Genomic DNA, 13,252 nt, shown 5'->3' with positions numbered 1-13,252 from the left:
ACTCCACAAGGCCCGCCTAACTTCGGCGCTCTCGCGATCACTGTTCGTACGCGCCGCCCGGCACTGGAAGCCCTGGCATTCACTCTCAGTCGCCGCCCGCCCAGCCCAGACGTCCGCATCGACGCGATACGTGCGTCCAGCGCACGCATCGCGTCGATGCGGACAAAGGGCCTACTACGGAGAGTTAGGCGGGGAGGTAGCGGCGGGCGGCGCAGAGCTCAGTGGCGTACGACGGGTCGGAGAGGTCGAAGTATTCGACCCGGCGGCCGGTACGAGGTGCGTGCAGCATCGTCGGCGTCCCATTCACCTCGCCGGCGTAGAAGCCGACATGGTGCACCGCGCCGGCGCCATTGTCGAAAGCGAAGAAAATCAGGTCGCCGGGTTGCAGCGCGTCCAGTGGCACCGGCTGGCCGGCCCGCGCCTGGTCGGAGGCGTCCCGCGGGATCACCAGGCCGTGCTTGCGATGGCTCAGGTGGGCGAACCCGGAACAGTCGATGCCGGTGCCGCTGAGGCCGCCCCACACGTACTCGGTGCCCAACAGTTCCTGCCCGGTGGCGAGCACGTCGTCCCCGGTCGTACGCGGCGACGGCAGCTCGTCGTCGGCCGGCTCGGCCGGGCGCAGGTGGGCGAGTGGGATCCAGCCCGGGTAGCCGTCCGGGTCGCGGCGAGAGGGCTGCCAGGGCAGCACCACCCGGGCCCACGCGCCGGACAGCTCCTGGACCAGTACGGGCTCGCCGGCCTCGGCCTGGCTGTCCACTCGCTGCAGCAGGTCGAGCCGCGCGTCGTGGTCCATCGCGGCCACCCAGCCGGTCACGTCCGGCTTGTCGTCCACCGCCGGCGCGTCGATCGGCCGGACTGCCTCGGGGGCCCGCCACAGCGTCGTCAGCGCGACCGCCACGGTCGCCGGGCCGATACTGACGCTGCTCACGGGCGCCTCCCTAACTAAGAGTCGAGTGCCTGCCGGGCCGAGTAAACCCGCGATGACACGGTACGTATCAACGTAATGGCATCGTCGTCGGCCTCGAAGTCCCCAGTGCAGACGGCAAGGGTGTAAGGCGGGCTGTCGTGTGGCCACACCACCGCGCTGTCGTGCCGGATCGCACCGACCCAGCCGTTCTTGCCGCCCCACCGGGTGCCGGCCGGCAGTCCGGCCCCGATGCCCTCGCCTTTCTGCTGGCGGGCAAGGGTGTCGATCATCGCCTCAGTGGCCTGCGGACCAGCCACCTGACCACTCGCGAGGCGTCCCAAACCGGCCGCGAGGTCGTACGCGGTGACCAGGTTCGTACGGCCGGCGGCGTTCGCGCTCATGTCCCCAATCGGACGCTGCAGTTGACTCCTGGTGGCCGACAGCAGCCGCTGCGCCTGCGCCGCCTGCGCCACGCCGGCCTTCGGGTCGCCGCCACCGAGGGTGGCGATCAGCAGGTTGGTGGCCTCGTTGCTGGAGATGGTGATCATCTGCTCCAGCAGGTGTTCGACGGTCGCGGTGCCGGCGGCGTAGGCGCTGTCCTCGTCGATGTCGTCCGGGTCCAGCTCGTACGTGCCGCCGTCCACCGACCGGAACTGGTCGGTCAGCGCCACCTTGTCGGACAACGCCAGCCGGCCCGCCTCCACGGCTCGGTAGACGGCCACCATCACCGACACCTTCATGGTGCTCGCGGCGTAGAACTGCTCGTCCTGGTCGTGGACCAGGATCGGGGTGCCGTCCAGCTTCAGCCAGGCGACCCCCACCCGGTAGTCGGCGGCGGTGAGCAGGTCAGTGAGAAGGTCCGGTGGTAATGCCGGTGGTGTGGAGGCCATAAGCCCGGAGCCTAGAGCAGCTCAAACCACCTTGTCGGCAACTTTCCGCTGTCGCCAAAACTCGGAAGAAAACGATCTCTGAGCGTACGATGCGACCCGTTCCGTCAGGCGCTCTTACGTTTGCGCGGAGCGGCTGTCTTCTTCGCGGGAGCGGCTTTCTTGGCAGCTGGTGCGGCCTTCTTGGCGGCCGTTTTCTTCGCCGCCGGTTTCGCCGAATCCGAATCCGACTCCGAGCGCCGCGAGCGGGCCCGGTCGACGCTGGCCTTCAGTGCGGTCATCAGGTCGACGACCTCGCCGCCGCCCTCCTGGTCGTCCTCGGTCTTCTCGACCACGACGCCCTCGGTCTTGGCGTCGATCAGCTCCAGGACGGCCTCGCGGTACGAGTCCTGATACTCGTCCGGGTCGTAGTCCGCGGCCATCGACTCGACCAGCGACGCAGCCATCTGCTTCTCCTGCGGCCGCAGCTCCACGTCGGAGTCGAGGAAGCCGAATTCGGGCGTACGGATCTCGTCCGGCCACAGCATCGTCTGCAGCACGATGACCCCGTCGCGTACGCGCAGCGACGCCATCGCCTCCCGCTGACGCAGCGCGACCTTCACCAAGGCCATCCGCTCTGTCGACTCCAGCGCCTCCCTGAGCAGCACATACGGCTTGACCGCGGTGCCTTCGGGCTCCAGGTAGTACGTCTTGGCGAACCGGATCGGGTCCAGCTGGTCGGCCGGTACGAACTCCAGCACCTCGATCTCGCGGCTGCTCGACATCGGCAGCTCGGCGAGGTCGGCGTCGGTCAGGATGACCGTCTCGCCGGTCTCCAGCTCATAACCCTTCGCGATGTCGGAGTAGCTGACCTCCTCACCGTCGATCTGGCAGACCCGCTTGTAACGGACCCGGCCGCCGTCCTTGGCGTGCACCTGATGAAACCGCACGTCCTTTTCCTCGGTCGCGCCGTACAGCTTGACCGGGATGCTCACCAGGCCAAACGAGACGGCACCTTTCCAGATGGCCCGTGGCATATGTCCCAGCTCCTCACTGCGTTCCCGGTCGGGGTACGGCTTCCAATCTCTCAGACCAGCTCAATCCCGCAAACTCATCGGTGATCAAAGTCCTACCGTGAACTCGCAGCTCAACCCGCTCTCAAGGCAGGATGACACTGTGCGTCCCATGCTTGCGAGTCCAGGCGATCTTCCGGTGGGTCCGGAATGGGCGTACGAGGTCAAGTGGGACGGAATCCGGGCCATCGCCAGCGCCGCCGGCGGCCGGTTGCGGCTGCACAGCCGATCCGACAAGGACGTGACCGCCATTTATCCGGAGCTCGCCGGGCTGGCCGAGATGTTCCCGGAAGGCACCCTGGACGGCGAGATTGTCGCCTTCGACAAGGGCCGGCCGTCCTTTCCGGCGCTGCAGGACAGGATGAACGTCGACGACCCGCGCCGAGTGGCCCGGCTGGTCGAGCTCACCCCGGTCACGCTGGTGATTTTCGACCTGCTCCGGCTTGACCGCCTCGACCTGACCCCGCTGCCGTACGCCGACCGCCGGGAGACCCTTGAGCAGCTGGACCTGAACGGCCCGCGCTGGATCACCGCGCCGGCCTTCGACGACGGTGCGGCGACGCTCGCGGCCAGCCGGGAGCTCGGGCTGGAAGGCGTACTGGCCAAGCGGCTGCGGTCGCCGTACGTGCCGGCGGCGCGCAGCCGGGACTGGATCAAGGTCAAGTCGCTGCGTACGCAGGAATGTGTGGTCGGCGGCTGGGCGTCGGGGGAGAAGACCCGTACCGGCCAGATCGGGTCGTTGTTGTTGGGAATCCCGGAAAACGGGCAGCTGCGGTATGTCGGCCGGGTCGGCAGCGGCGTCGCCGGTGCCACCCTGGACAAGCTCACCGCGTTGCTGACGCCGTTGGTGACCGACGCCAGTCCGTTCCATGAGTCGCCGCCGCGCCGGGACGCGCGCACGCTCGTCTGGTGCGCGCCGGAGGTGGTGGTCGAGGTCGCGTACGCGAACTGGACGACTTCCGGAGTCCTGTGGCATCCGCGGCTGCGCGGCATTCGGTACGACAAGACGCCTAGCGAGGTAAGCGTTGAGTGACACCGTGACGGTCGAGATCGAGGGCCGCAAGCTCCGGCTGTCCAATTTGGACAAGGTGCTCTATCCGAAGAGCCGGACCACCAAGGGCGAGGTGATCGACTACTACAGCCGGATCGCGCCGGTCATGCTGCCGCACCTGGCCGGCCGTCCGGTCACTCGAAAGCGCTGGCCGGACGGGGTCGCCAAGCAGCCGTTCTTCGAGAAGAACATGCCGCGCGGGACGCCGTCCTGGATTCGTACGGTCAACCTGCCGGTGCCTGGCAGCACGATGGACCGGGAGACGATCGACTTCGTCGTGCTGGCCGACCTGGCCGGGCTGGTGTGGTCGGCGAACCTCGCCGCACTGGAACTGCACGTCCCGCAGTGGAAGGTCGGGCCGCGGGGCGCGGCCAAGCATCCCGACCTGCTGGTGGTCGACCTGGATCCGGGCGACGGCGCCGGCCTCGCGGACTGCATGGAGGTCGCCGTGCTGGTACGCGACCGGATGGCGCAGGACGGCCTCACGACGTACCCGAAGACTTCCGGCAACAAGGGTATGCAGCTCTACGCGCCGGTCTCGGCGAAGCAGGACTCGTCGGTCGTTTCGGCGTACGCGCACGCGATCGCCGACGAGTTGGCTGAGAAACACCCGAGAAAAATTCTCTCCCAGATGACCAAAGCATTAAGACGCGGCAAGATTTTCATCGACTGGAGCCAGAACAACGCCGCCAAAACGACGGTCGCCGCTTACTCGCTGCGTGGCCGCGAGCGTCCGACGGTGTCCACCCCGCTCACCTGGGACGAGGTCGAAGCGGCCGAGCCGGTCATGTTCGAGCCGGTGGAGGTGCTCGATCGGGTCGAGGAGTATGGCGATCTGCTTGCCGACTTAACCAACGCGGGCCCCCGCGTACCCGCGTAACATCGGGCGTCCAGCGGTCTCACGGGGGTTTAAGAATGACGCACAGACGTTCGATCACCACGATGCGCACACGCGTTACTCTCCCGACATGAGCTACCCGTACAGCGCCGCGCCCGGCGGGTACGGCCCGGTCGGCCCGGTGCCGACCGCGCCGGCCCAGGCCTATCCCATGCCGGCGCCGTATCAGCCGGTCTACCGCCCGATGCGCCAGACGAACGTCTGGAAGATCGTCTTCTGGATCGTCGCGAGCCTGGTCTTCCTGGTCTGCGGCGGCCTGTCGATCCTGATCACCGGCCTCGGCTCGGACATCGTCGGCGTGATCCTGGGCATCATGCTCTCGATCCTGCCGGTGCCGGTGATCGTGATGACCGCCGTCTGGCTCTCGTGGTCGCAGCCGCAGCCGTGGGGCGCCCGGATTTTCGCGCTCTGCTGGGGTGCCGCGGTGGCGACCCTGTTCGCCGCGCTCACCAACACCATCACCGGTCTCGCGATCACTCAGGTGGCCGGCAAGGACAACGGCGACATCCTGACCGCCGTGTTGGTCGCCCCGCCGGTCGAGGAGACCTGCAAAGGCCTCGCCTTGCTGGCGATCTTCCTGTTCAGCCGGTTCGGCCGGAACGGGCGATATTTCACTGGCCCGGTCGACGGCATCACGTACGCGCTGTTCGTCGGCGCCGGCTTCGCGTTCACCGAGAACATCGCGTATTTGGCCCGCTCGTACACGACCGGCCTGCAGGCCTCGAACGGGATGACCGCGGCCGCGGTCACGCTGCTGGTCTTCACCTTCATCATCCGTGGCATCGGCACCCCGTTCGGGCATCCGCTGTTCACCTCGGCGACCGGCGTCGGGCTGGGCGTGGCGGCCCGGAGCAACCACCACATGGCGATCCGGGTGCTGGCGCCGATCTGCGGCTGGCTGGTCGCGATGCTGCTGCACGGCACCTTCAACCTGGTGGCGTCATTCCTGCCGTCCTGGGTCGCCCAGATGTTCGGCGACAACGGCGGGTTGGGCGCCGCGATCGTCGCGAACGGTTCGTTCATCGTCGCGCTGTTCCCGCTCTTCGCGATCGGTGTCGGGGTCGCGATCTACGTCCGGCAGTCGCAGTTCCGGGTGGTCAAGCGCGGGCTGCCGCAATACGCGGCGGCGGGCTGGATCGGCCAGCCCGAGGTCGAGTGGCTGTCGTCGCTGCGCGGTCGCAGCCAGGCGCGCAAGTGGGCCAAGCAGGTCGCCGGCCCGCCCGGGCTGACCGCGATGAAGGAATACCAGTTCGCCGCTTCCCGGCTCGCCATCCTGCGGGACGGCGCGAACCACGGTCAGGTCGGCCCGACGTTCACCCAGACCGAGCAGGAACTGCTGTCCGCGCTCGGCCAGCAGCGCCTGTTCTTCAGCCCGCACTCGCCGGACGGCCCGGTGCCCGGCGGTTCGGCCCCCGGCTACGGCCAACCGCCGTCGTTCGCACAGCAGGCCGCGTCCTACCCGACCCAGGCCGCTCCGGCCGCGTATGGGCAGCCTCCTTATGGGCAGTCCTCCGGCCCGCCTTCTTACGGTCAGGCTTCTGCTCCGCCGTCGTATGGGGCGCAGTCGTACGGCCAGCCTTCCGGCCCGCCGTCTTCCGGCCCGTCGCCTTATGGTCAGCCTTCCGGCCCGCCCGCAGACCCGACAGGCCACGGCCAGTCCGGCTATGGCCCGCCTTCGGCGACCCAGTCCTCGGCGACTCAGTCCTCGGCTACCCAGTCCTGGGCGGCCCAGTCTTATGGCCGGCCCGCCGACAGCCGCCCCGGCGAGAGTCGCCCTGCCGACTCCGCCCCGCAGGGCCAGCCGGCCTCGCTGCAAAAGCCGGATCCCAACGCCCCGGGCGGCGAAACCCAGACCTGGCAGCACCCGCCCACCTGAGCACTTGCCCAGGTCTCCCGGGCAAGCTGATCCATTGCCCAGCCGCGCCGCATTCTCCGCCCTCGGCGCGGCCCAGAGGTGCCTCTTCCAGCGTCTCACCTGGGTCTGACAACCTGGCGAGCCCAGCGCGTTCTGTCTGAGCCGCGTGCTTTCCTTAGCCCCCTCCCTTGTTTGGGCGGGGGGTGGGTAAGAGGTAGACGTCCTATTTTTAGTTGAACATTGGTCCTCGAACCCGCCCCCCACCCGTCACTGGGTGGGGGCGATTTTTCGGGGTGGGTACGACAGTTTCACGCCGCACCCTGGGTAAAGCCGTAGGCCATCCCCCACGGCTGGCTGGTCCACAGGGCACCGAACCACCCGGCAGCGGTTCGCTGGGAAGGGGAGTTTCTACAGGTAGAGGCCGGTAGACCCGGGTTCGACCCGGCTGGCCGCGACGGCGTGCACGTCGCGCTCGCGGAGCAGCACGAACTCCTTGCCGTGCAGCTCAACCTCGGCGCGCTCGTCCGGGTCGAAGAGCACCCGGTCGCCGTCTTCGATGTTCCGTACGGCCGGGCCGACCGCGACCGCGGTCGCCCACGAGAGCCGGCGGCCGACCGAGGCGGTCGCCGGGATCACGATGCCGGCCGTCGAACGGCGCTCGCCTTCGCCGCCGTCGCGGCGTACCAGCACCCGGTCGTGCAGCAGCCGGATCGGAAGCGCTCCGTCGATGTCCGTACTCCCAGCGTCCACGGCTGCACACGTTAGCCTGCCTGACCGGCACCTACGGCCGGCGGGGATCGTCACCCGATACGGTGGGGATCCAACGAAGGGGATGGTGGGCAACGGTGCCGAACTGGTGGGAGCGTTTGCGGCGCAGCAACCCGCGGCCGGCGCCGGCCGCGGACCCGGCCGAGCACTCGGTCTCCGCGTCGCCGGAGACCATCGACCACGAGATCACCGACACGGCGCCGCCTGCTGAGCTCGAGCTGCCGTTGGGCGTACGGATCGCCGGGGCCTGGTCTTGGCGGCTGCTGGTCATCGGAGCGGCCATCTTCGTGCTGCTCCAGTTGATCGGCATCCTGTCGGTCGTTGTCATCCCGTTCGCGATCTCGCTGTTGCTGGCCGCGTTGTTGCACGGCCCGGTGGCCTGGCTCCGCCGGCACGGCCTGCCCAAGTCGCTGGCTACCGCCGTGGTCATGGTCGGTGGGGTGGCTGGAGTCTCGGCGGTGATCTACGGGGTGGTGCAGGCCTTCCTGAATGGCCTTCCAGGCCTCACCGAAAACGTGACTACCGGCATCAGCGAGGCCAAGCACTGGCTGGTCAGCCCGCCGCTGAACATGTCGCAGTCGCAGATCAACGCGGTCGTGAACAACATCGGCAAGACCCTCACCGAGAACCAGGCCACCATCGCCAGCGGCGCGCTGACCGCCACCACGACGGTCACCGAGCTGGTCAGCGGCCTGTTCATCGTGCTGTTCACGACCTTCTTCCTGCTCCGCGACGGCGCCGACATCTGGCGATTCCTGACTCACTTGCTGCCTCGCAAGGCGATCGAGCCGGTCCGCGAAGCCGGTGTGCAGTCCTGGAAGACCTTGCACGCGTACGTAAGAGCGACTGTTCTGGTGGCCTTCGTCGACGCGTTCTTTATCGGTGTTGGTGTCGGCATTCTTGGCGTGCCGTTGGCCCTGCCGCTGGCCGCGGTGATCTTCATTGGCGCGTTCGTGCCGGTGGTCGGCGCCTTCATCTCTGGTTCGGTCGCCGTGGTCGTCGCACTGGTCGCGAAGGGCCCGATCGCGGCGCTCATCGTGCTGGCGATCCTGGTCGGCGTGCAACAGCTGGAAAGCCACATCCTGCAGCCGTTCCTGCTCGGCCGGGCGGTCTCACTGCATCCGCTCGCGGTCATCCTGGCGATCGCCGCCGGCCTGGTGATCTCCGGCATCATCGGTGCCCTGGTCGCGGTGCCGCTGCTCGCGGTGGCCAACACGGCCGTACGAAGCCTGGCGTCCAGGAAGGCGCGTAAAGCCCAGCCGCCGCCAGGCACCAAAGACCTCGCGATCGGCGAGAGCGCCGCGTAGCCCGTCCCCCTTACGTCAGGAGGAGGCGGCCGCGTCGACGCTCAGCCGCTGGAGGGCGGCGAGCACGGTCTCCTGTTTCGTCGTATACCAAAACGGTGGGACCGAGCGGCGCAAATACGTCCCGTAACGCTGGGTCGCGAGCCGCGGGTCCAGCACGGCGACCACGCCGCGGTCGTCGCTCGTACGCACCAGCCGGCCGGCGCCCTGGGCGAGCCGGATCGCCGCGATCGGCACCGACACAGCCGAGAAGCCGGAGCCGCCGGCGGAGTCCACCGCGGCCGCTCGGGCGGACGTGAGCGGGTCGTCCGGGCGCGGGAAGGGCAGCCGGTCGATGACCACCAGCTGGCAGGCCGGGCCGGGCACGTCGACGCCCTGCCAGAGCGACATCACGCCGAGCAGGCAGGTGGCCGGGTCCTCCTTGAACTTGCGGACCAGCAACGGCAATGAATCCTCGCCCTGCAGCAGGATCGGCAGATCGGTCCGGTCGGACAGGATCTCGGCGGCGGCCGCGGCCGCCTTGCGGGACGAGAACAGCCCGAGCGTACGACCGCCGGCGGCTTGGACCAGCTTCACCAGCTCTTCGGCCGCGCCGTCGGACAGCCCGGACATGCCGGGCCGCGGCAGGTGCGCGGCGACGTAGAGGATGCCCTGCCGTGGGTAGTCGAACGGGGAACCAACGTCCTCGCCGTGCCAGCGCGGCGGCCCGTCCTCGTTGTCGTCCTTGGTTGGCGCGGCTGGCGCGTCCTGCTGTCGGGGCAGCCCAAGCGACCGGCCGACCGTCTCGAACTGGCCGCCCAGCGCGAGGGTGGCCGAGGTGGCCACCACCACCCGGTCCCGGAACAGCTCGCGGCCGAGCAGTCCGGCCACGCTCAGCGGAGCCACCACCAGGGACCGCTTGCCGCGGTCGTCGGTCGACAGCCAGATCACGTCCTGATCGGACTCCAGCAGCAGCCGCTGGGCGGTCTCCACCAGCACTTGCAGGCTCGCTTTGGCCTGGTGCTTGCCGGCCAGGTCGGCGTCATCGGCGCCGACCTTGCCAATGCCGCGGAGCCCGGACTGGCAGGCTTCCTCGGCGAGCAGCACGGCCGCTCTGACGCCCTCGGGGACCGCTGGCATCCGGCCGGGCAGATGGGCGTCCAGAGACGTACGCAGCGCCTCGGCGGCGTCGTCCAGCCGCTCCACCTCGCGGGACCCAAAGTAGTGGCCAGCCCGCTTGGCGGCCCGGGCCAGCGCGTCCGCGGAGAACTCGGCTTGCGCCGCGGAGGTGACCCGGTCGGTCAAATCGTGCGCCTCGTCAATGATCAGCAGCTCGTGCTCGGGCAGGATGCGCCGCTCGCCGTCGAAGGTCATCGCCATGTCCACCGCCAGCAGCGCGTGGTTGGTGACCACGATGTCCGAGTCGCGGGCCCGCTGGCGGGCCGCCTCGGCGTGGCATTCGGCGCCGAACGGGCAGCGCATCGCGCCGACGCACTCCCGGGCCGGGGTGGAGACGGTCCGCCAGACCATGTCGTCCACGCCTGGATCCAGCTCCGACCGGTCACCGGTCTCGGTCTGGTCGGCCCAGTCCCGTACCCGAGTGATCTGCGCCGCCAGCCGGCCCGCCGCGGCCACCCACTTCGGGCCGTCGTCGAACAGCCCGTCCTGTTCCTGTTGCTCTTCGACCCGGGACGCCTCCAGCCGGGCAAGGCACAGGTAATGATGCCGGCCCTTCAGCACCGCGTAGCTGGGGCGCCGGCCGAGCACTGGCGCGACCGCGTCGGCGAGCCTGGGCAGGTCCTCGCTGACCAGTTGGGCCTGCAATGCCAAGGTCGCCGTCGACACGACCGTCCGCCGGTGGGAGGCCAGCGCCGGCGCGAGGTATCCGAGCGACTTCCCGGTCCCGGTGCCGGCCTGGATCAGCAGGTGCTCGCCCGATTCGATGGCCGTCGCGATCGCCGCGGCCATCCGTTGCTGCCCCGGCCGGGCGACCCCGCCCGGCACCGCCGAGACGGCGGCATCGAGCACCCGGGCGACATCCGGATCGGGAACGTCGGCTCGGAGCGGGGTGGACTGGGACTCAGCGGCCTTGGACACGACAACAGACGCTACCGCTGCCGCCCGACGGTCCTCGACAGTTATCCACTGGTGACCCTCATTCGCCATTTTGTCCGTTCTCTGAGTCGCTCAGGAAGCCGCCAACGCGGGGATGAGCAGCGCGGCGAAGGCGAGGTAGAAGACGCCAGCGACGGACAGGGTGGCTGGAGAGAGGCGGCCGCGCCGCAGCACCACCAACAGATAGCCAATCGCGGCCATCGTCATCAGTCCTGACACCAGCAGCGGCGCGTCCAGTCGCCAAGGGGTGAAGAGCAGGCCGATGCCGCTCGGGACGGTCGCCTGGATCATCATCGCGCCCGAGATGTTCGCCAGCGCGAGCTGCGATTTCCCGGCCCGTACCCAGATGATCGCGTTCATGATCTCCGGCAGTTCGGTGGCGACCGGGGACAGCAGCAGCGCGGTGACCGCGGCTGGCAGGCCCAGCAGGGTGGCGGCGGATTCCAGCTGGCGTACGAAAAACTGTGACGCGACCAGGATGATCACGAGCGTACCGATGGCTTGTACGAGGATCGCCCACGTGGCCGGTCGGGCGCGCCGACGCTGCAGCAGCAGGGGCGAGGGGTCCTCTTGTACGACGCTCTTGTCGTCGCGTGAGGAACGGATCTCGGAAATGAAATAGACCGCATAAGCGGCGAACATCGCGATGCCGAGCCACGGCTTGAAAGCGAAAGTCACCAGTCCGAGGACGACTTTTACCACGAAGATAACGAGAAACCAGGTCTGGTCCCGGGCCAGCTTGACGGTGTCGATGTGGCCGGCATCGACTTGGCTGGCATTGCGCGGCTTGGTGAAAAGCATCCACCCGGTGACCGCGTAGGCGACCGTCGCGAGCGCCAGTGGGCCGCCCATCGCGGCTCCGACGCCGATGTCCTTCTGGGCGGGTGATCCGCCCAGCACCGCGGCCACGAACGTGACCGCGCTTTCTGGCAGGGCCGTACCGAAAGCGGCTAGTACGGTGCCGACTGCCAGCGGGCCCAGTCGCAGCCGCGGGCCGAGCCATTCGACTGCGTTGACGAACCATTCGCACGCCAGATAGACCGCCACCGCGCAGGCGGCGAGCGCGACGAGATGCAACACGCAGGGTGTCCTCCCCGCATCGCGGCGGCCGCGCCCAAGGTCCGCGACATCGAGACCTCGACCGACCAGGCGATGCACTTCACCTGTGGTCGAAGGTCTCGTCCACCCCGATCACGGGGCCCGGCCACCGCCGGACCGCGGGGTCCGGATCATGTCGACGACCGACGGGGGACTACTCCCCTTCGGCTGTCAACTATAGCGCCTGGATGCGAAGACGAGCATGTGTGGTCGCCCACTCAGCCGCGCAGCTGCTCGACCACTCCGGCGCCTCGCAGCTTGTTTGGGTTCACCTGGTTGAAAATCCCGATGATCCGGCCGGACTCGTCGAGTGCGAAGGTGGTCACATCGGTGGGTACGGACGGGCCGAAGACCAGCATGCCGAGGTCGCCGTTGACGCCGATGGGTTTGATGGTCGCCCCCTCGGTGTATTTCTTGAAAAGCCCTACCAGCAGCCGCGCCACCTTCTCCGCCCCCACCACCGGCCGCCGGCCGGCCGGCGCGAGACCGCCGCCGTCGCCGTGCGCGATCACGTCCGGATGCAGCAGCTCGGTGAGCGTACGCAGATCACCAGTCGCGCACGCGCGAAGGAACTCCTCCGCCACCCGCCGCTGCTGGTGCTGCGGGGCCCGTTCGGGCGGCTTGGCGTCGGCCACGATCCGGCGCGCCCGGGACGCCAGCTGGCGGGCCGCCGGCACGCTGCAACCGAGCGTTTCGGCAACGTTGTCGTAGGGCACCGTGAAGATGTCGTGCAGCACGAAAGCGACCCGCTGCTCTGGGGACAGCTCTTCGAGCACGACCAGCAGGGCCATCCGTACGGACTCGGTCAGCTCGATCGCGGACGCCGGATCCGGCCCGCCCACCGGGTGCAGGCCGTCGTCCGGCGCCGCGGTGACAATCGGCTCAGGCAGCCACGGCCCGACATAGGCCTCTCGCCGTACCCGCGCCGACCGCAGCTGGTCGAGGCAGATCCGGCTGACGACGGTGGTGAGCCAGGCCCGCAGGTCGAGGATCTCGGCCTGGTCGCCACGCCGCAGCCGCAGCCAGGTCTCCTGCACGGCATCCTCGGCGTCCGCGGCGCTGCCCAGCATCCGGTAGGCGACCCCGAACAGGTGTCGGCGGTGGGACTCGAACTCCGTCGCTGCGATGACCGGCACACCCTCATCGTCCCCCACCCCACCGGTCGAATCGCCCTCTGTGTCCACTAAAACCAGGTGCGGCGCGAAACTGTCGTACCCACCCCGAAAAATCGCCCCCACCCAGTGACGGGTGGGGGGTGGGTTTGAGGACCAATGTTCAACTAAAAATTAGAGTCCACCTCTCGACCCACCCCCCGCCCGTTCAAAGGGAGGGGGAAAG

Annotated in this window: 11 protein-coding genes; 4 read left to right on the top strand and 7 right to left on the bottom strand. The window is 68.8% G+C overall.

The genetic code is table 11. The annotated features are described in order from the left end of the window. Positions 1–184: 184 nt before the first annotated feature. The 3 genes from ABD301_RS27535 to ku all read right to left on the bottom strand — a co-directional run bounded on the left by ABD301_RS27535 (position 185) and on the right by ku (position 2,810). Positions 185–928 carry a C40 family peptidase gene (locus ABD301_RS27535; RefSeq protein ID WP_344313313.1) on the bottom strand — a complete coding sequence of 248 codons (744 nt, stop codon included), beginning with the start codon at positions 926–928 and terminating at the stop codon, positions 185–187. A 14-nt stretch (positions 929–942) separates the two neighbouring features. Next, positions 943–1,797: a serine hydrolase gene (locus ABD301_RS27530; RefSeq protein ID WP_344313311.1), complete on the bottom strand. Its 855-nt coding sequence runs from the start codon at positions 1,795–1,797 to the stop codon at positions 943–945. Between the two features lie 104 nt (positions 1,798–1,901). Then, positions 1,902–2,810 carry a non-homologous end joining protein Ku gene (ku, locus tag ABD301_RS27525; RefSeq protein WP_344313310.1) on the bottom strand — a complete coding sequence of 303 codons (909 nt, stop codon included), beginning with the start codon at positions 2,808–2,810 and terminating at the stop codon, positions 1,902–1,904. A gap of 148 nt (positions 2,811–2,958) precedes the next feature. Between ku and ligD (ABD301_RS27520) the strand changes: the two genes are divergently transcribed. The 3 genes from ligD (ABD301_RS27520) (at position 2,959) to ABD301_RS27510 (ending at position 6,671) form a co-directional block, all read left to right on the top strand. After that, the gene (gene ligD, locus ABD301_RS27520; protein WP_163571509.1) at positions 2,959–3,879 is read left to right on the top strand and encodes a non-homologous end-joining DNA ligase; all 921 of its coding nucleotides are present in this window, start codon (positions 2,959–2,961) and stop codon (positions 3,877–3,879) included. Beyond that, a complete protein-coding gene (gene ligD, locus ABD301_RS27515; protein WP_344313309.1) occupies positions 3,872–4,777 on the top strand; it encodes a non-homologous end-joining DNA ligase in 906 nt (301 codons plus the stop codon). Before ligD (ABD301_RS27520) ends, ligD (ABD301_RS27515) begins: the two co-directional genes overlap by 8 nt. Before the next feature lie 88 nt (positions 4,778–4,865). Beyond that, positions 4,866–6,671 carry a PrsW family intramembrane metalloprotease gene (locus ABD301_RS27510; protein ID WP_344313308.1) on the top strand — a complete coding sequence of 602 codons (1,806 nt, stop codon included), beginning with the start codon at positions 4,866–4,868 and terminating at the stop codon, positions 6,669–6,671. 387 nt (positions 6,672–7,058) lie between these two features. Here the strand turns inward: ABD301_RS27510 and ABD301_RS27505 are convergent, their stop codons facing one another. Beyond that, entirely contained in the window at positions 7,059–7,400 is a 342-nt protein-coding gene (locus tag ABD301_RS27505; RefSeq protein ID WP_279581918.1) for a GroES family chaperonin, read from the bottom strand. Positions 7,401–7,495: 95 nt separating this feature from the next. On the opposite strand from ABD301_RS27505, the gene ABD301_RS27500 reads away from it, so the two are divergent. Next, the gene (locus ABD301_RS27500) at positions 7,496–8,725 is read left to right on the top strand and encodes an AI-2E family transporter (RefSeq protein WP_344313307.1); all 1,230 of its coding nucleotides are present in this window, start codon (positions 7,496–7,498) and stop codon (positions 8,723–8,725) included. A 15-nt stretch (positions 8,726–8,740) separates the two neighbouring features. On the opposite strand, the gene ABD301_RS27495 is transcribed toward ABD301_RS27500, so the two are convergent. The 3 genes from ABD301_RS27495 to ABD301_RS27485 form a co-directional block, all read right to left on the bottom strand. After that, positions 8,741–10,798 (bottom strand): ATP-dependent DNA helicase, encoded by a 2,058-nt coding sequence (locus ABD301_RS27495; RefSeq protein WP_344313306.1) that lies wholly within the window; start codon positions 10,796–10,798, stop codon positions 8,741–8,743. A gap of 90 nt (positions 10,799–10,888) precedes the next feature. Beyond that, positions 10,889–11,896: a sodium:calcium antiporter gene (locus tag ABD301_RS27490; protein WP_344313305.1), complete on the bottom strand. Its 1,008-nt coding sequence runs from the start codon at positions 11,894–11,896 to the stop codon at positions 10,889–10,891. A gap of 236 nt (positions 11,897–12,132) precedes the next feature. Next, positions 12,133–13,050 carry a sigma-70 family RNA polymerase sigma factor gene (locus ABD301_RS27485; RefSeq protein ID WP_344313304.1) on the bottom strand — a complete coding sequence of 306 codons (918 nt, stop codon included), beginning with the start codon at positions 13,048–13,050 and terminating at the stop codon, positions 12,133–12,135. Positions 13,051–13,252 lie beyond the last annotated feature (202 nt).

Origin of the sequence: Fodinicola feengrottensis, assembly GCF_039530045.1 — a bacterium.
Taxonomy (GTDB): domain Bacteria; phylum Actinomycetota; class Actinomycetes; order Mycobacteriales; family HKI-0501; genus Fodinicola; species Fodinicola feengrottensis.
Note: the sequence above shows the minus strand (reverse complement) of the source record. Positions and strands in the feature narration are given on the sequence as shown.

Coding starts and splice junctions, on each gene's coding strand:
- ABD301_RS27510 (WP_344313308.1), top strand. CDS start 4,866: ATGAGCTACCCGTACAGCGCCGCGCCCGGCGGGTACGGCCCGGTCGGC.
- ligD (WP_163571509.1), top strand. CDS start 2,959: ATGCTTGCGAGTCCAGGCGATCTTCCGGTGGGTCCGGAATGGGCGTAC.
- ABD301_RS27530 (WP_344313311.1), bottom strand. CDS start 1,797: ATGGCCTCCACACCACCGGCATTACCACCGGACCTTCTCACTGACCTG.
- ku (WP_344313310.1), bottom strand. CDS start 2,810: ATGCCACGGGCCATCTGGAAAGGTGCCGTCTCGTTTGGCCTGGTGAGC.